This window comes from Xaviernesmea rhizosphaerae (assembly GCF_001938945.1).
GTDB classification, from domain to species: domain Bacteria; phylum Pseudomonadota; class Alphaproteobacteria; order Rhizobiales; family Rhizobiaceae; genus Xaviernesmea; species Xaviernesmea rhizosphaerae.
The window spans coordinates 24,678-41,798 of sequence record NZ_MKIO01000034.1; the positions used below are offsets into that span (position 1 = coordinate 24,678).

14 protein-coding genes and 1 pseudogene are annotated in these 17,121 nt (G+C 63.1%); 6 read left to right on the top strand and 9 right to left on the bottom strand.

Going from position 1 to position 17,121, the window contains the following annotated elements; all coding sequences use genetic code 11:
* Positions 1-67: 67 nt before the first annotated feature.
* Complete coding sequence (locus BJF92_RS16285) at positions 68-961, top strand: LysR family transcriptional regulator (protein ID WP_075635842.1); 894 nt, start codon at positions 68-70, stop codon at positions 959-961.
* A gap of 21 nt (positions 962-982) precedes the next feature.
* Here the strand turns inward: BJF92_RS16285 and BJF92_RS16290 are convergent, their stop codons facing one another.
* The gene (locus tag BJF92_RS16290) at positions 983-1,903 is read right to left on the bottom strand and encodes a LysR family transcriptional regulator (RefSeq protein ID WP_075635818.1); all 921 of its coding nucleotides are present in this window, start codon (positions 1,901-1,903) and stop codon (positions 983-985) included.
* Between the two features lie 6 nt (positions 1,904-1,909).
* On the bottom strand, positions 1,910-2,875 hold the full coding sequence (locus BJF92_RS16295; protein ID WP_075635819.1) for an SDR family NAD(P)-dependent oxidoreductase: 966 nt from the start codon (positions 2,873-2,875) through the stop codon (positions 1,910-1,912).
* A gap of 131 nt (positions 2,876-3,006) precedes the next feature.
* Here BJF92_RS16295 and BJF92_RS16300 point away from each other — a divergent pair, with 131 nt between their 5' ends.
* On the top strand, positions 3,007-3,912 hold the full coding sequence (locus tag BJF92_RS16300) for an AraC family transcriptional regulator (protein WP_075635820.1): 906 nt from the start codon (positions 3,007-3,009) through the stop codon (positions 3,910-3,912).
* A 46-nt stretch (positions 3,913-3,958) separates the two neighbouring features.
* On the opposite strand, the gene BJF92_RS16305 is transcribed toward BJF92_RS16300, so the two are convergent.
* From BJF92_RS16305 to BJF92_RS16320, 4 genes are all read right to left on the bottom strand, one after another.
* Positions 3,959-4,447 carry an MFS transporter gene (locus BJF92_RS16305; protein ID WP_342585800.1) on the bottom strand — a complete coding sequence of 163 codons (489 nt, stop codon included), beginning with the start codon at positions 4,445-4,447 and terminating at the stop codon, positions 3,959-3,961.
* Positions 4,428-5,297 carry a LysR family transcriptional regulator gene (locus tag BJF92_RS16310; protein WP_245294797.1) on the bottom strand — a complete coding sequence of 290 codons (870 nt, stop codon included), beginning with the start codon at positions 5,295-5,297 and terminating at the stop codon, positions 4,428-4,430. The genes BJF92_RS16305 and BJF92_RS16310 overlap by 20 nt, the downstream gene beginning before the upstream one ends.
* A gap of 75 nt (positions 5,298-5,372) precedes the next feature.
* A complete protein-coding gene (locus BJF92_RS16315; protein ID WP_075635821.1) occupies positions 5,373-6,371 on the bottom strand; it encodes an EthD domain-containing protein in 999 nt (332 codons plus the stop codon).
* The gene (locus BJF92_RS16320; protein WP_078058150.1) at positions 6,368-7,591 is read right to left on the bottom strand and encodes an MFS transporter; all 1,224 of its coding nucleotides are present in this window, start codon (positions 7,589-7,591) and stop codon (positions 6,368-6,370) included. Before BJF92_RS16320 ends, BJF92_RS16315 begins: the two co-directional genes overlap by 4 nt.
* A 128-nt stretch (positions 7,592-7,719) precedes the next feature.
* On the opposite strand from BJF92_RS16320, the gene BJF92_RS16325 reads away from it, so the two are divergent.
* Positions 7,720-8,643, top strand: coding sequence for a LysR family transcriptional regulator (locus BJF92_RS16325; RefSeq protein WP_075635823.1), 924 nt, complete (start codon positions 7,720-7,722; stop codon positions 8,641-8,643).
* A gap of 435 nt (positions 8,644-9,078) precedes the next feature.
* Here the strand turns inward: BJF92_RS16325 and BJF92_RS16330 are convergent, their stop codons facing one another.
* Positions 9,079-10,602: an MFS transporter gene (locus BJF92_RS16330; RefSeq protein ID WP_075635824.1), complete on the bottom strand. Its 1,524-nt coding sequence runs from the start codon at positions 10,600-10,602 to the stop codon at positions 9,079-9,081.
* A gap of 168 nt (positions 10,603-10,770) precedes the next feature.
* Between BJF92_RS16330 and BJF92_RS16335 the strand changes: the two genes are divergently transcribed.
* Positions 10,771-11,664: a LysR family transcriptional regulator gene (locus BJF92_RS16335; protein ID WP_075635825.1), complete on the top strand. Its 894-nt coding sequence runs from the start codon at positions 10,771-10,773 to the stop codon at positions 11,662-11,664.
* Between the two features lie 270 nt (positions 11,665-11,934).
* Here BJF92_RS16335 and BJF92_RS16340 read toward each other — a convergent pair.
* Positions 11,935-12,729: pseudogene (locus BJF92_RS16340) on the bottom strand (FMN-dependent NADH-azoreductase).
* Between BJF92_RS16340 and BJF92_RS16345 the strand changes: the two are divergent.
* The gene (locus BJF92_RS16345) at positions 12,711-13,676 is read left to right on the top strand and encodes a LysR substrate-binding domain-containing protein (RefSeq protein WP_075635826.1); all 966 of its coding nucleotides are present in this window, start codon (positions 12,711-12,713) and stop codon (positions 13,674-13,676) included. The pseudogene BJF92_RS16340 and the gene BJF92_RS16345 sit on opposite strands and share 19 nt — an antisense overlap.
* A gap of 220 nt (positions 13,677-13,896) precedes the next feature.
* Here the strand turns inward: BJF92_RS16345 and BJF92_RS16350 are convergent, their stop codons facing one another.
* Positions 13,897-14,790 (bottom strand): helix-turn-helix domain-containing protein, encoded by an 894-nt coding sequence (locus BJF92_RS16350; protein ID WP_078058156.1) that lies wholly within the window; start codon positions 14,788-14,790, stop codon positions 13,897-13,899.
* A gap of 193 nt (positions 14,791-14,983) precedes the next feature.
* Here BJF92_RS16350 and BJF92_RS16355 point away from each other — a divergent pair, with 193 nt between their 5' ends.
* Positions 14,984-17,110: a molybdopterin-containing oxidoreductase family protein gene (locus tag BJF92_RS16355; protein ID WP_075635828.1), complete on the top strand. Its 2,127-nt coding sequence runs from the start codon at positions 14,984-14,986 to the stop codon at positions 17,108-17,110.
* The last annotated feature ends 11 nt before the right edge of the window (positions 17,111-17,121 follow it).

Consider the following 17,121-nt stretch of genomic DNA (forward strand, 5'->3'; position numbering starts at 1 on the left):
TTGTATATTGCGCGGATCGGATGATAATATCCGCTCTATATCATTCACTCTCACGTTTTTCGGTATAATGGCAACGATCGAACAATACCGGGCTTTCGTGGCTACGATCGAGGCCGGGAGCCTGACGGCCGCCGCGCAGAGGTTGGATTGCTCGCTTCAGACGGTGAGCCGATCGCTCATCAGCCTCGAAGCGGAATTGGGGGTGGAACTGGTGCGCCGAACCACCCGTCGTATTCAGACGACCGCCGCCGGGATCAGCTTTTATGAGCGGATCAAAGCCGCATTGGTCGAGATCGATGACGCGAGGCGCGAGGTGCTGCGCGGCACATCGGAAATATTCGGCCTGTTCAGGGTCGGCGCATCGGTCCAGTTCGCGCCGCGCTATATCGTTCCGACCACCACGGCCTTCATCGAGCACTATCCCGACGTCGAAATCGATCTCGTGCTGTCCGATAAGATCGCTGACCTCCTGGAGCATAAGCTCGATGTCGTCGTTAGGATCGGGGAGCCGCAGTCGTCCTCGTTGAAATCCCGATTGCTCGCCAAACTGAGGCGGGTTGTCGTGGCGTCACCTCGCTATCTCGCCCGTCACGGCTATCCTTTAAAACTCACAGATCTCGGGGAACATTCCTGCGTCGTTCGCACCTTCGGTCCTGAAGGTGATCTCTGGCCGATGACCGCTGACGGCCGCGTGGTCAGGGTCCCGGTCAAGGGCAGGTTTCGCTGCAATGATGCCGCCGCTGCCAATGCGGCTGTGTTGCAAGGTGCCGGGATCGGTCTTGCTCCGCTTTGGCAAGTGCGCTCAGACATCGATCAGGGGCTGTTGGAACTTCTACTCCCCGAGCATGAGCCGCCGCCGGTTCCCGTCCATGCGCTGTGGCCGGAAAATTCGGTGACACCGGCCCGCACGAGAGCGTTTGTCGACATGCTGAAGCAGCGCATGGCGGGCGAGCGGATCTAATCTTTCGTCGTCTAAGGCCACTCAGCGCAGCCGTTTCACCTCAATCGATTGCGCCACTCTTCGCGCAATGGCAAGCAAGCGGCGCATCGCTGGATTGTCGTTCTTCGCCGACCAGAGGGCGCTGAAGGTCAGCGTCTCGCCGGCGATCGGTCGATAGACGATCCCAGGAAACGGAATGGAGCCGGTTGCCTCGCTGACAAGCGCCAACCCGCGCCCCATGGCGACCAGCGGCAGCAGGGTGTCGCGACCGACACCTTGCTGCTGGAGCCCTATGCCGTGCCCAGCCTCGATCAGGCGCAAGGTCAGTGCATCTCCGGCAGCGGGATCGGCGGCCCCTTGACGTATCAGTACGCCTTCATTGGCAAGCAAGGGCCAGTCCAGTACGCATTGACCGGCAAGCCGATGGAGGTCAGGACGTGCGACGAAGAGCTGTTCGCTCCAGAGCGGTGTGACCTCGCATTCCGGCCAGGGCCGCGATCCGGCGACGAATGCGGCATCGAGACCCAATTTCGCGATGGCGGCCGCGTGCCCGGCGGTTTCGCCTTCGACGAAGTCGATATGGACGCCGCCGTGATGCTGGTTATAGGCGCGGAACAACTCGGCGAGAAACCCCGCCGCGAGCGACGGTAGGATGCCGACTTTGATTCGTCCGCTCTCCGCTCGGCCGATGGCTGCGACATCCTCGGCGCTGTCCATCACATGGCGGACCATCTCCTCGGCACGGCGTTGGAACCGTTGGCCAGCGAAGGTCAGGCGCACCCCGCCATTGTAACGCTGGAACAGCGACGCGCCGAGATGGTCCTCCAGATCGCGGATGCGGCGGCTGATCGAGGACTCCTGCACGCCGAGCGCGGCCCCGGCTTTGCGGAAGCTGCCGTGCTCGGCGGCAGTCAGGAAATAATGCAGATAGCGAAGCGCGATGGAAAGAGACGGCTTCGCCATGATCGATCACCAGCTTTCACGACTGTAGTCACGGCCTGTCATTTCCGCCGACAGGTTCCACAGGCGCTCAGCTTCATTGCCATCGGTCGCATAGGCTTTGACGCCGACGAACGGTTTGCCTGCCGTCTCCGCTCTAACGGCGATGTCACAATCCTCGCAGTAAAGACCGCCGAGGCCATCGAGCTGAGGTGATATCGCAGCCCAGACCTGCGTCGCGGCACCCTGCGCCGGTGCCTTGAAGGTTGGGTCAGCCGGATTGCCATTTGCATCGAGCCAACCTGCCGCCGCCATCTCGGCTTGCGTCAGGTGACGCTGCAGCGGTGTGAATATCTTGCCGGGATGGAGGGAGAACGCCCGTATTCCGCTCTCCCGACCGATGCGGTCGAGATGGACGGCGAACAGGGCGTTTGCCGTCTTCGACTGCCCATAGGCGAGCCACTTGTCGTAGCCGTCCGCGAACTGCACGTCATCCCAGCGGATCGGCGAATTGTGATGCCCCGCGGAGGAAATGGACACGACGCGCGCACCGCCTTCGAGCAATGGCCAAAGCCTGTTCGTCAACGCGAAATGGCCGAGATGGTTGGTAGCGAATTGCGCTTCCCATCCCGGCCCGACCCGCGTTTCCGGGCAGGCCATGATACCGGCATTGTTGATGAGCATGTCGATGTGATGCCCGGCCTTGAGAAGCCGCCTGGCGAACAGATCGACGCTGGCGAGGTCGCCGAGATCGAGCGCATCCACTGTCACGTTGGGAGTATCGCTAGTCGCTGTCCGCGCAGCTTCCGGGTTCCGCGCCGCGACGATCACCTGCGCGCCGGCCGCCGCCAGCGCCTTCGTCGTTTCCAGCCCAAGGCCGGAATGACCGCCGGTGATGATCGCGCGCTTGCCGGTCAGGTCGATGCCAGCGAGTACGTCTGCGGCGGTCGTGTGGGCCCCGCAGCCGGAACCCAAAGGGTGTTGGTGGTCTGTCATGTCGCTTCTCCGAGATCGGGACGCTCGCAATTGATGCGGGCGCTGGAACTACGGAGAGGATGAGCGATGGCCGCCGAACGATCCATGCTGTATAGTTCAGTTATCTTTCGCGATGATACGGATTTGCGCCTTTGGACCCCCTGTCGGATGTTCTTTCCCTGTTGAGACCCAAGACAGCGATCAGCGCCGGTCTCAATGCCGGCGGCGAATGGACGATCCGGTTCCCCGCCCATGACGGCATCAAGTTCAATACCGTGATGCGAGGCGCCTGCTGGGTCAGTGTGGAAGGAGAAGCCGAACGGGTTCGGATCGAAGCCGGAGACTGTTTTCTCCTGACCCGTGGCCGACCGTTCCTCTTCGCGACCGACAACCCGCCGCCGCCCATCGACTCCGCGACGATCTATGATCACGCGACGGACGGTATCGCGACCTGTAATGGCGGCGGCGATTTCTTCCTGATCGGCGGACGATTTTCGTTCGAGGGCGATCACGCAGGGTTGCTGTTCGGCGCGCTTCCCGCCATCGTCCATATCCGCGATGCCTCTAGCCAGGCGGCGGTGCTGCGCTGGGCGCTGGAGCAACTGGCGCTGGAGCTGAAACAAGGCTCGCCTGGCGGTGCGCTTATGGCCGATCACCTCGCACAGATCATGTTGCTTCAAGTTCTGCGGCTCTGGCTCGCCTCCGGCAAGCAATCCGGCTGGCTGGGCGCGTTGGCCGACCAGAGATTGACGCGCGCGCTCCGCGCGATGCACGCGGAGCCGCAACGTCGCTGGACGCTGGTGGAGCTTGCCGGTCTTGCCGGCATGTCGCGCACCACCTTCGCGGAGCGTTTCCGCGATGTCGTCGGACAGACGCCGCTCGACTATCTGGCAAGCTGGCGGATGCGGCTCGCCGCTGATCGTCTGCGTCGCAGCGCCGATAGTGTGGCCACCATCGGATTTTCGGTTGGCTATGAATCGGAGGCCGCCTTCAGCACCGCCTTTCGCAGGGTGATGGGCTGCACTCCGATGCAGCATCGACGCATTGTGTCGGCGTGAGGCACTTGAACGATGACGGCATTCTTTTGCGTGCATAATCTATCAGTCAGCGTTTGCCGGTAACGAGCATGACGATCCTCAGGCCTGCCGCCACGGCCCCGACGACCCCCGTTGTCGCCAGCCCGAACGCCCCGATCACCCTGCCGCCGATTAGCGAACCAAGCGCGATGCCGGAATTGAACCCGGCGATGTTGAGGCCAGCCGCCGCAGCGAGCGCCTTGGGCGCATGGGGTTCGGCGATGCCGATCACCCGTGCCTGCATGGCGGGAACGGCGGCATAGGTCAGCGCGCCAAGCGCCGCCACCAGCGCCGCCATGGCCGGAGCCGAAGCGGCGGCGACCCGGATCGCGGCGAGCACAATCGCTAGTCCGACCAGCACGATCATCACCGCCCGATCCGGTCCCAGCCGGTTGGTCACGCGCCCGCCGGCGATGTTGCCGAGCGCGGCGGCGACGCCATAGCAGGATAGGCGCTCATTCGTGACCCGATTGCCTCGACCTCTCCCGCTATCGGAGTCATGGGCTGCGGGAGCAATGCGCCAGTGACCGCGCCATTCTCAGCAGGCGGCGCATCGCGGGATTGCCGTTTTTCGCCGACCACAGGGCGCAGAAGCTCAGCGCCTCCCCGACGATCGGGCGATAGACGATGCCGGGGAACGGGATCGAGGCCGCCGCTTCGCAAACGAGCGCCAGCCCGCGCTCCATCGCGACGAGCGTCAGCAAGCTGTCATGGCCGACACCTTGCGGCTGGAGTCGTATGCCATGCCCAGCGTCAGTCAGGCGGCGGACCAGCGCATCGACTGCTTCAGAGCTTGTTGCTGCTCGCCGTATGAGGAAGCATTCGGCCGTAAGCAAAGTCCAGTTCGGATCGGTTGGCGAGGCAATGATGTTCTGGCAGCGGACGAACAGCCGTTCTGTCCAGAGGGACGTGACCTCACATCCTGGCCATTGCCGCTGACCGGCGACGAAGGCGACGTCGAGATCCAGCCGGGCGACGGAAGCGGCGTGCGCGGTGGTCTCACTCTCTTGGAAGTCGATGTGAACGCCGCCGTGATGCTGGTCATAGGTGCGGAATAGTTCGGCAAGAAACCCGGCTGCCACCGACGGCGGGACGCCGACGCCGATCCGGCCGATCTCCGCTCGACCGATGGCGCCGACGTCCTGAGCACTGTCCCGCATGTGCTGAAGCACTTCTTCCGCTCTCCGTCGAAAGCGTTGGCCGGCGAAGGTCAGTCGCACGCCGCCGTTGTGCCGCTGGAACAACGACGCGCCGAGCTGATCCTCAAGATCGCGGATGCGACGGCTGATCGACGATTCCCGCACGCCGATCGCGACTGCGGCCTTGCGGAAGCTGCCGTGTTCGGCGGCGGCGAGGAAATAGCGCAAATGACGGAAGTCCAATACTGGAGCGCGCCTCGCCGTCTCCATCTGCGTCCGACGCCGCCGCATACACGTTACCGCCTATGCTTCACGCGACGTCGCCCGTTCAGGCGTAAGACGATCGACAACGGAGAAGGTAACGCCGGTCCAATACTCGCCAGCGTCGGCCACTGTGATAGATCGTTCGGCCTGCTCGATCTCGGCGTAGCCATCCGACAGCAGGAAGTATTCCGCATCCTTCATCGAGGCGAAGGACATTACCGTCACCCCGTCGATCCGGCTGGTGGCGGGATGATAGAATGGTTCGCCTTCTATCACTGGACCGATGTTGTGAAGTTGGACGTAGCGCCTAACCAAACGACTGGTGTCGGGTTGGCGCAACACCACCTTCGCGTGCTCGTGCAGCCATAGTCGCTGGAACGCCTGCCGATCCAGCCCGTCGCGCTGGACGTGCGTCTTGACGAGGGTGATGGCGTCGTTGCCTGCCGTGTTCGGCAGGATGATGAACTGGCACGCCAGCAACGGTGCGAGGTCACGAAAGATCGCCTGATCTTCCGGCAGGATTTTCCGGCGGACGCGCTCGGAGCCGAGCACCGCCGCAAGATCGTCAAGGCTCGCGAAGTTGAGATAGGCGACGCCATCCCATTGAGGCCGGCGATAGGGTTGGACATGGCCGATGATGGTGTCGAAAAGCTGGCCTCGACTGTCGAGCGGCGGCCGATAAGGCGGCGGGTTCAGGCTCGCCGGTCCCGGCGCCAGCCGTTGAATCTGATCGTAGCGCAACAGCAGGTCGATGCTCTTTCGGTCATCGGCCTCGTCGGGATGCAGGAACCGCACCCCATGCACCTTGCGCCAATATTCGCCCCAATGCTCGAAATTGATATTGGGATCAGGCTCGAACGCATTGGCGGACGGATCGGCCAGCGGATTGCCGTCCAGGCCGACGAGGTGGCCAGCCGCGCGGCTGCGTTGGTCGCGCGGCGTCGAATCCGCCCGCGACAGAAACGAAAACAGCACGGTCAGCGGCGCAGCGCCGGCCTCGGCTCCGACTGATGGCGATGAAGCGGTTGAAACACTCATGAAGCGGACTCCTTGAAGACGGGACGAATGATCGGGGGAAGAAAGGAGTGCAGAAGCGCGAGAAGGCCGGCGATCGTCCCGGTCAGGCACACGCCGGTCCAGCCGTGACGGCTCCAGGCCCATCCGCCGACGACCGCGCCGATGGACATGCCGATCATGGCGGCGGTCATCAGCAGGCCGTTCAACCGGCTGCGTGCGTCGGGATCGATCGCCGTCACGATCGTCTGGTGCGAGACCAGCCCCGCCATGACGCCGAGATCGAACAGGATCGCGCCCGCAATGAGCGCGGCAAACGAGTGTGGCAGCATCAGCATGATTGCGAAGGCACCGGCGACCAGCTGACAGCCCACGCGGATGGCCGTAAGCGGTCCACTGCGATCGGCGAAGCCTCCGAACAGCGGCGCGCCGAAGGCACCGGCCGCGCCAGCCAGGCCGAAGGCACCGGCGACGCCCGCTCCAAGCTGGAACGGCGGTTCGGCCAGCATGAGGGCGAGCGTGGACCAGAACGCGCCGAGTGTAGTGGCCAGCAAAGCCTGCGTCGCCAGCGCCTTACGCAGCATCGCGTGTCGACAGGTCAGCGTGGCGAGGCTGCGCAACAAACCGACATAGGTGCCCGTGGCTGTCGCGGACTGGTGCGGGAGCAGCCGCCAGACAGCCAGCGCCAGGAGCGTCACCATCGCGGCCGCGATCCCGAACATCGCCCGCCAGCCGAGCAGGTCTCCGACAATGCCGCCGATCGTTCGGGACAACAGGATGCCGCAAAGCAGTCCCGTGGTGACGAGTCCGATGGTGTGACCGCGCCGTTCTTGCGGCGCGTGCTGTGCGGCGAGCGGAATGAAGTCCTGCCCGACGCTACCCAGCAATCCAAGCGCCACGCTTGCGGCGAGCAGAACGGAGAGAGCCGGAGCGGTCGCCGCTGTCAGGAGCGCGACGACGAGCAGCGCGGATTTCGTGAGGATCAGGCGCTTGCGGTCCAGAAGGTCGCCGAGCGGCGCCAGCAACAGCATCCCGGCCGCATAGCCTGCCTGGGACACAGCCGGCACGAGGCTCGCCGCCTCAGGCGTAATGCCGAATGCCGCTCGCACCAACGGAATGACGGGTTGGACGTAATAGACATTGGCGACGCCGACGCCCGCCCCGATCGCCATGAGCCAGATAGGGGCGGATGCGACCGGCTGTTTGCCTTCGTCTCTTGTTGCGGATCGTGCCTCTTCCGGCATGGCTTTGGCTCCATTCGGGACGCTGGCCGGAAAGCCGCACCCGGAGCAAGCCTATTGACGAATTGAATGGAGAAAAACGGCCTTATATGGCAATGTGAGTTGACAAAATATCGTCAATTGGAGGGCGGATGATTTCGGCCGAACATCTCAAAGGCATCACGGCGTTCGTTCAGGCCGCCGATGCCGGCGGCTTCACGCTGGCGGGCGAGAGGCTCGGCCTGTCGAAATCCGGCATCGCCAAGAGCGTTGCACGGCTTGAGGAACGTCTGGGCGTGCGATTGTTCAACCGAACCACGCGACGCTTCGCGCTCACGGCCGAAGGCCAGTCCTTTTACACAACGTGCGTGCGCGTTCTGGCCGAGCTGGAAAACGCCGAGGCGGCGTTGAACGAGCAGCGGCTGCGGCCACGCGGTCGCCTGCGCGTCGATCTGCCGGTGGTCTTCGGCCGGCGCTGGGTCGTGCCGATCCTGCTCGACATTGGCGGGCGCTACCCGGAACTGTCGCTGGAAATCTCGCTGACCGATCGTCGGATCGATCCGATCGAAGACGGTATCGACCTCGTGATCCGTATCGGCGATCTGGATGACAGCACCACGCTCGTCGCGCGACGCCTGGGCCTTCAGAAGTCAGTCGTCTGTGCCAGCCCGGCTTATCTCGAAAGCCAAGGGTGTCCGGCCTCGCTCGACGAACTGGATGACCATAGCTGTATCGTCTTCGGTCGGGGCGGCCAGACCTTGCCCTGGTGGTTCGTAGATGGGAAAGGCGCGCCCTTCGCGAAGCCGGTCGACGGGCAGTTCGCGTTCAATCATAGCGATGCGATCTGCGACGCCGCCCTGGCAGGTCGAGGCATTGCCCTGCTTTCGACATGGCTGATCGACGACCATCTGGGCAATAGTCGGCTGATCCCGATATTGCCGGAGATCGAGACGCGCGGATTTCCTATCAATGCTCTGTGGCCCCATGCGCGGCACATGGCTCCGAAAGTGCGTGTCGTGGTCGATGAACTGGTGAATCGTTTTCTGCCAGAGCCGCCCTGGGACATGAGCACATGAGAAATCGCACAGCGCGCAAGCAACGTCTCCCCTGACGATCGGGCGATGCCGGGGCATGGGATCGGGTTCGTCGCGTCACAGGCGAGCGCCAGCACGCTGTTAGGGCCGATACCTTGCAGCTGGAGCTTCACGTTCCCTCCCGCCTCGACAAGTCGCGTAACGATCGCGTCGCCTGCCTCCAGATTCGCCGCTGCCCGTCGCACGATGAAGCATTTTCCGGCGAGCGGCGGCCAGTCTCGTCCCGTTCGATCGGTGAGCGAATGCCGGTCGGGGGTGATCGAGCCGGCGATGGCATCGCGCCCGCTTCGTTGACGTCTTGTCCGGAGCTCGAACGGCGGGATTGGCACGATTTCGCACCTCCTTTTCTTCTCACATGCTGACGATCCCGATATTCATGACTATCCTGCCCGGCATCGTACATTCGGGTGACACATGTCAGTGCTGCAGGGTTTCCGGCCGCGATGCCGGAGGTCGTCCGAAAACCACGAAGCTCGCCAGCGCCAGTCCCCATGCGCAAAGCGCGCCGTAGAGAGTGACCCTGCCGATCCCGTGCGCCAGCGCCTCACGTGCGACCGCGATCGGGACGCCAAGCGTTTCGCTCGCCGCAAGGTTTCCTGCGGAGATCATGTCCGCAAGCGCGCGAAGTACGGCGTCGGATGGCAAGGCCGGCAGCGCTTGCGCCAGATGGGCTGTCACCCCGCTCGACAGGATGAAGCCCATCAGTGCGATGTTGACGGCGAGCGAGATCATTCGGGCGCTCATGTCCATGCCGGACGCCATGCCGCCGCGTTCCGGCGGCAGCGCAGCCGTCGCCGTGTTGGTGACGGGGGTGTTGGTCAGGCCGAGGCCGATCCCCGCCAGAACGCAACCCGGCACCAGCGTCACCCAGCTTGCATGATCGCTGGTCGTCGCCAGCATCAGCAGGATGAAACCTGCGCCGATCGTGAACAGGCCGAGCGGAATGACGAATCTTGGTCCCCGGCTGATGAGCAGGCGCTCAGCCAGCGGTGGAGCGACGATGGTTGGAAGTGTGTAGCCAAGCACCGTCATCCCGGCGGCGATCGCGTCATAGCCGAGCACAGCCTGAAGATAGATCGGCAGATAGATGACGAACGGCCAGAAGCTGAAGTTCATGCCGCTCGACCCGAGGATCGCGCCGGAGAAGTGGCGAACGCGGAAGGCGCGAAAGTCGAACATCGGCCGCGCGATCCGAGCCTCGATGACAACGAAGAGCACGAAGCTGGCGAGACTGAGCGCAAGAATAGTCAAGGCGGGCGGACTCGTTGCTCCGAGTTCTCGCCCCTGCGTGATGAGATAGACGATGCCGAACACGGCAAGCGACAACGTCACCATGCCCGCAACGTCGATGCGCGTCGCCTGTGGATCGATGGATTCCTCGACGCCCTTTTGCGCAAAGGCGATGGTTAAGATCGCGATCACGACATGGACGAGGAAAACCCAATGCCAGCTCGCCAGCGTGATGATCGCGCCGCCGACGATCGGGCCGAAACCGAGGCCGACCCCGAAAACGATGCCCCACCAGCCGAACGCCTTGCCACGCTCTGCCCCGTCCCGGAACTGATGCGAGAGGACGGCGACCTGGCAGGCGAGCATCGCCGCCGCGCTCGTCCCCTGGAGAAAGCGGGCCGCGATCAACAGCGGCGCGCTTGTCGCCAGACCGCAGATCATTGACGCGACGGCAAAGACTGTGACGCCGATCAGGAAGACACGCTTGCGGCCGAAGCGATCCCCCAGCGTGCCCATCGCCATCAGCACGGAGCACATGGCGATCGTGTAGGCGTTCATAATCCATTGCAGTTGCTGAAAGTCCGCCGAAAGGACTCTTTCGAGCGTCGGCAAGATCGATGGGATACTGGTGATCTCAAGACCCAGCATCAATGCTGAAAGACAGACGGCGACGAGTGCAAAATTGTTTCTGGATGGCGGGTGCTTTGTCATGGGTCGGCCTTGCTCTTTCACGATGCAAGGCGGATCGCATCCGTCAAGATGCGACGATTTGGCGATACAGCCTTGCGCAGTGGGTGTGTCTTCGTCGTCAATCTGCCAAGCGCTTGATCATCCATCAATCACATGTCAGGATATTTCAGTGATAACAAAATGGGATGAATGACGATCATGCTTGAGGTTGATGCCGTCCGGGCGTTCGTGATGATCGCCGACCTTCAGAGCTTCACCCGCGCGGCGGAAGCTCTCGGTTCGACGCAGGGTGCCGTAAGCGTAAAGCTCAAGCGTCTCGAAGACCGACTGGGAAAGCGGCTGATCGAACGCACACCCCGGCAGGTCCGGCTGTCCGCGCAGGGTGAAACCTTCCTGCCGTCCGCCCGCGAATTTCTGGCTGCCCACGAGCGGGCGCTGGCGGCGTTGACGGTTGGGCGACGACGTTTCCGGCTCGGGATTGCCGCTCATATCATGGGGCCGGAAGTGCCGACGCTGCTTGCTAAGCTGAAGACGCTCGATCCCTGCCTGACCATCGAGGTTCTTAGCGACAATTCGCGCGCGCTGCTCGATGCCTATGAGACCGGCGCGCTCGACGCCATCATCGTGCGCAGCGATGACGACCGGCGGGATGGCGAGGTGCTCGGTCCCGAGCATTTCGGGTGGTATGCCTCAGCCGATTTCGAGCATCACACGGGCGAACCGCTGCCGCTCGCCAGCCATCCGTCCTGCTGCACCGTGCGCGAGGTGGCGACACGATTGCTGGATGGCGCGTCAATCCCTTGGGCGGAGGTCTTCATCGGCGGCACCTCGGCCGTCACTGCCGCTTTGTCCGCCGGTCTCGCGGTCGCGGCGTTTCCCTGCCGGCTGGCGACGCCGGATATGATCGAGGTCAGCCAGGCGCTCGGCTTGCCATCCATTCCGTCGCTGTCGATCGTGCTGCATTCATCGCTGACCGACGCTAAGACGCGCGAAACCCTGCGTGCCATCACGGCCGCGTTCAGTGAGCATCGCAAGTCCAGCAACAGGCAGATCAGTCTAACAAGGAATACCCAGTCTCGCTGATAGAAACCCATAGGACGGCCCAGGCTTGACCGCCGGCTCGGCGCGGTGCGCCGGGCGATGTGCAGCATCGTCCAAGCATTGCAACAACGCCAGCGGTCAAGCGCGGGTAATCCTATAGGTTCCTATCATCGACACTTGGTATAAGATCAACACCACGCCTGCGCGCTACCGCGAGCTGTTCAGTTTCGAGAATAGCCCGTGATACAGTGCTTACCGATCACGAGCCGTGCCAGGAGAATGGTCGGGTCTCATTTCTTGTCCTGGCTGCGTTCAATCGAACTTTTCTGACAACCGAACCACCAAAGCGTCTACTGCTGCTTCTGCCGCCGTTATCGAAGCTGTCAGCCTTTCATCGGCGAATTCGTCATATTCAATGGCGACGGTATGTGTCTCGCTCAGGCCGAGATAGGCCAGCGGCACCTTCAACCCGGCTTCGACCAGATTGGCGGAGGCGAGCCGACCGCCTTCGTCATATCCGTAGTCGCCACGCGCGGTCAGGATGACCAGGCGCTTTCCCGTTGGCAGCATGGGCCAATAAGGCTCACCGGGCCGGGCGCGGTCAAAGCCGAAGGTGACGCCGACGCGCACGACATTGTCGATCCACGCCTTGAGCTATGCGGGCACGCCGAAATTATACATGGGCGCGCCGATGACGACGAGATCGGCGGCAAGCAGTTCGCCCGCAAGCTGGTCGCTCTCGGCCAGCACTGTCTGTTGGGCGGCGTTACGCCGTTCCGGCGGGCAAAAGGCGGCGGCGATCCAGTCGCCACTGACGGGTTGCGGCGGTTTCTGGCCGACATCGCGATAGGTCACGACATCCATCGTTCGCCGTTCCATCCATGTGTCGATGAAGCGACGGCTCAGACGTCGCGTATGCGAGCCATGACGGTCGCGGCCCGAAAGGCCGGCACGCGCGCTGCTGTCGATATGGAGAATATGCAGGGGGCTGGATGACGGCATGGATGTCTTTCCTTCATCTGTGTTAGGATCTTCACACAGATTATTCCTCTTATAAGTTGAGTTGACGAACGCGAAGTTCTTACCTGATGGCTGATTCTGATTCATCTATACGGCGCCATCGCCGCTTGCCGCCGCTGGCAGCGTTGCGGGCCTTCGAGGCCGCGGCGCGGCATTTGAGCTTTCGAAAGGCAGCAGAGGAGCTGGCGGTGACGCCCACGGCGGTCAGCCACCAGATACGCCTCCTGGAGGCGGTCTTGGGTCGGGCGCTCTTCGTGCGTCATGTACGCCGCGTGGCGCTGACCGCCGCCGGCGAGCGCCTCTATCCGGTGTTTCGCGACGGGTTCGATTCCTTCGAGCAGGCTATTTCAGCCTTGGACCCGCAGAGTCAGCGCAAGGCGGTGACGCTGACCGCGCCCACGCTCTTCACCGCCCGGCGTCTCCTGCCGGCGCTGGATGCGTTCCGCTCGGCTCATCCGGGCTTCGATCTGCGCTTGCACGCCGCCGACGAGGTGGTCGACCTGCACGCCGGTCTGGCGGATATCGCGGTCCGTTATGGCCCTGGCCCGTTCCCGCGCTTAGTCGCCGAGCCGCTCATGTCGGAGCGATTTGGGGTCTTGTGCAGCCCGCGCCTTGGGCTTTGCCATCCGGATGATCTCCGGACGGCGGTTTTGATCCACACGGAGTGGAAGCGACCGGGGATGGCCCCGGACTGGCAGCGCTGGAGGCGGCTTTCTGGCGCGACGGGCTTAGCCATTGGGGAGGGGCCGCGTTTTACCGACGACGGCCATGCGCTTCAGGCCGCCATCGCCGGCCACGGCGCCGTCATCGCCAGCCTTGTTCTGGCAAGACCCGAGATCGAGGCCGGAATGCTGTTTCAGCCTTTCGGGCCGGAGATCGTGGGCGAGACCTATCACATTGTCGCCACGCCGGAGAATATCGCCTGCGCCGACGTGCGAGCCGTAAGAGACTGGCTGGCGGACCATGTCTCAGGGGAGACGCCGTTGCGCGAAAACAGGAAGCCCATCTTGGGACGAAGCGGCGGACCTGAATAGCAAGTTGAGAAGGTTGCTGGGCCCCGGTGACCAAAAATCCACCGAAATGCCACTGTGACAAGCCTCCCGCCAGGAAGCCTTTGGCGTTTGACCTGCGCATTCAATTCCCTGTCGACCTCCCGCTTCGGGGCTGCCGTCGCGGATCAAACGCCCCATTCCGTCAGGTTGGCGATGCCCCTGCGTGACCTGCCGCTGGCTTTGGATGTGCCAGTCGCAAGGGCTACCAGCCGCGCGTCTCGCTGCGAAAGGCTTGCGGTGTCATGCCGGTCGAGTTCTTGAAGGCGCGGGTGAAGTTGGCGTGGGACGAGAAGCCGGCGGCCAGGGCGACGGCTTCGATGGTCCAGTTCTCGTCGGCCAGCCGTTGCTTGGCGAGCGCCATTCTCTTGTCGTTGACGAAAGCATGCGGGCTTTTGCCGGTCGCCAATTTGAAGGACCTGGCAAAATGGGCAACGCTCATGCAAGCGACCGAGGCGAGGTCGGTCACGGTGAAATCCTCGTCGAGGTGAAAATCGACATAGTCCTCGACACGGGCCAGCCGCTTGCCGTCCAGCGGCTTTTCCCCCCGAGCCGCCGGCGTGCGGCCGACCGGCCTGCCCGAATATTGCCGGATGAGATGGGCCGAGAGCGACAGGGCAAGCGTTTCGACGAGAAGCCGTCCTGCCGCGGTCTCGCAACTCATTTCCCGCAGGATCTGGTTGGCGGCAAACTCGATGAACGGGTCCTCGTCGATCGCCTCATAGCGAAGTTCGATCCGTGCCGGATCGAGCTCGTATTCGCGCAGCATGCTGTCTGAAAAAGGTTTGCCCGGCAAAAAAATGTGGAGGCAGTCATCCATCTGTTCGGAAACCGAGATGAACTCTTCTTCCACGCCGGCGGGACAGAGCCAGATCGTGCCCCGTTTGGCGACGGTGTGTTGACGCATGCCGCCGCCGCGCCGGTCGACCACGGACCGGCCGCGAAGAAGCACGGCGATTTCCGTGTCGCGCGGCACCAGCGAGGGAAGCTCGCCAGCCTCGTGACGCCAGCGTTCCGCAAGCAGGTTTTCCCATCCATGGGCGTTGGATGTCTGCACCATGGTTCCGGTGACGTACTTATCGACGGAATGACCGAGCAAGTGTCTTCCCCGCGCTTTATGGTTGGGCCATCGGCAGAAAATGCAAGATTCGGGCCATTCCGCCCATCGAGAGATTTTCGCACAAAGTGAACAGCCAATCGCAGAAGCGGATAAAGGCAGGGCGATCGGACGCTGCCAGACTGCCCATAATTGAAGCGCTGCCTATCGAAGGCGCAATATCTGGGAGTCGACCATGTCACGCACCACTGTCGTCGGAGCCTGCCCGCATGATTGTCCCGACACCTGCTCCATCCTGACCACGCTCGAGGATGGCAAGGCGATCGCCGTTCGCGGCAATCCCGATCATCCGTTCACGCGCGGGCGTCTCTGCGTGAAGGTCAACAACTATCAGGATCGGGTCTATAGCGACCAGCGTATCCTCTATCCCATGCGGCGCTCCGGCCCGAAGGGCAGCGGCCAGTTCACACGGATCACCTGGGACGAGGCGCTGGCTGAGATCGCCGCGACGTTCAAGGAGATCATCGCGCGCGATGGCGCACAGGCGATCCTGCCCTATAGCTATCTCGGCACCCAGGGCATCATAAACGGCCTGAATGTCGGCGATCCCCTGTTCAACAAGCTGGGCGCCGCGGTGAGCGAGCGCACCTTCTGCGATTCCGGCTCGTGCACGGCCTATATGATGACCATCGGCCATACGCCCGGGGTCGATCCGGAAGCCTTCGTCCATTCGAAATACATCATCCTGTGGGCCTGCAACACGCTCAGCACCAATTCGCATCACTGGCCCTTCATCGAGCAGGCCAAGAAGAACGGCGCGAAGCTGGTGGTGATCGACCCTGTGCGCACCCGCACCGCGCGGCTGGCGGATTGGCATATTCCGATCCGTCCGGGAACCGACGGCGCGCTGGCGATGGCGATGATGCATATCATCATCAAGGAAGGTTTGACCGACCGGGACTATATCGATGCGCATACGGTGGGGTTTGCCGAGCTCGCCGAGCGGGTTGAAGACTATACGCCGGAATTCGCCTCCGCCGAAACCGGCATTCCGGTGGAGGATATCTATCAGCTCGCAAGGGAATATGCCGCGACGCCGCCCGCTGTCGTTCGCATCGGCGTTGCCGTGGAGCGCCATGCCGGCGGTGGCCAGACGGTGCGGGCCATTGCCTGTCTGCCGGCGCTGATCGGTGCCTGGAAACATGTCGGCGGCGGGCTTCTGCAGCTGCCGATCTGGGCCTTTCCGGTCAACTGGGGCGGGCTGATGCGGCCCGATCTCCAGCCGGAAACCATGCGGGTGATCAATTCCTGGCAGCTTGGACCGGCCTTGACCGGCGAGCTTGCGCTCGATCCGCCGATCCGCTCGCTCTTCGTCTATAACGCCAATCCGATGGCGATGGTGAGCCAGCAGGGGAAGCTGGAAGCGGGTCTGGCGCGTGAGGATCTGTTCACCGTCGTCAGCGAGCATTTCATGACCGATACGGCCCGCTATGCGGATATTCTGCTGCCGGCAACGACCCAGCTCGAGCAGAAGGACATCATGTTCTCCTGGGGCCATCTCTACCTGTCCTACAACAATCCGGCCATCGAGCCGCTCGGCGAGGCCGTGCCCAATACCGAGTTGTTCCGGCGGCTTGCCCGTGCGCTGGGCATCGATGACCCCTTCTTCCATCGCTCGGATGACGAGATGATCGCGCAGTCGATGGACTGGGGAAGCCCCGTCATGGAGGGCATCGATCTGGAGACGCTGAAGGAGAAGGGCTATCTCCGCCTGAACATGCCTGCCACAGGCGAATGGGCGCCGCACCGCGACGGCAACTTCCCGACGCCGACCGGGAAATGCGAGTTCAAGTCGACGCTTGCAGCAACAGGCAATTTCGTCGTCCCGCTTTTCCGCCAGGGCTATAATGGCGGTCAGTCGGGCGAACCCGTCGACCCCTTGCCTCACTATATCGCACCGAATGAGAGCCCGGCCAGCGCGCCTGATCTCGCCGGCAAATATCCGCTGAGCCTGATCTCTCCCAAGAGCCACGCATTTCTCAACTCGAACTACGGCAATCTTCCCGCCCAGCTTGCCCAGGCCGGCGAGGAACAGGCGGTCATTCTGCATCCAAGCGACGCCGATGTCCGCGGCATCGTCGCCGGGACGCCCATTCGCATCTTCAACGATCGTGGCGTCTTCGAAGCCTTCGCGACGGTCTCGCAGGACGTGATGCCGGGCGTTGTGGTGGCGCCCGCCGGCTATTGGCAGCGCTCCAACCGCCGCGGGCCGACCGTCCATGCGCTGACCCCGCCGGCCTTCGCCGATCTCGGACGCGCTCCGACATTCTCGGATGTGCTGGTCGAGGTCGCGCCGTCCTGACGGCCCCTGCC

Excerpts from the sequence above, each read along its gene's own strand:
- BJF92_RS16295 (WP_075635819.1), bottom strand. The coding sequence starts at position 2,875 with ATGACAGACCACCAACACCCTTTGGGTTCCGGCTGCGGGGCCCACACG.
- BJF92_RS16325 (WP_075635823.1), top strand. The coding sequence starts at position 7,720 with ATGATTTCGGCCGAACATCTCAAAGGCATCACGGCGTTCGTTCAGGCC.
- BJF92_RS16335 (WP_075635825.1), top strand. The coding sequence starts at position 10,771 with ATGACGATCATGCTTGAGGTTGATGCCGTCCGGGCGTTCGTGATGATC.
- BJF92_RS16355 (WP_075635828.1), top strand. The coding sequence starts at position 14,984 with ATGTCACGCACCACTGTCGTCGGAGCCTGCCCGCATGATTGTCCCGAC.
- BJF92_RS16285 (WP_075635842.1), top strand. The coding sequence starts at position 68 with ATGGCAACGATCGAACAATACCGGGCTTTCGTGGCTACGATCGAGGCC.
- BJF92_RS16320 (WP_078058150.1), bottom strand. The coding sequence starts at position 7,591 with ATGCCGGAAGAGGCACGATCCGCAACAAGAGACGAAGGCAAACAGCCG.
- BJF92_RS16330 (WP_075635824.1), bottom strand. The coding sequence starts at position 10,602 with ATGACAAAGCACCCGCCATCCAGAAACAATTTTGCACTCGTCGCCGTC.
- BJF92_RS16315 (WP_075635821.1), bottom strand. The coding sequence starts at position 6,371 with ATGAGTGTTTCAACCGCTTCATCGCCATCAGTCGGAGCCGAGGCCGGC.
- BJF92_RS16345 (WP_075635826.1), top strand. The coding sequence starts at position 12,711 with ATGGCTGATTCTGATTCATCTATACGGCGCCATCGCCGCTTGCCGCCG.
- BJF92_RS16290 (WP_075635818.1), bottom strand. The coding sequence starts at position 1,903 with ATGGCGAAGCCGTCTCTTTCCATCGCGCTTCGCTATCTGCATTATTTC.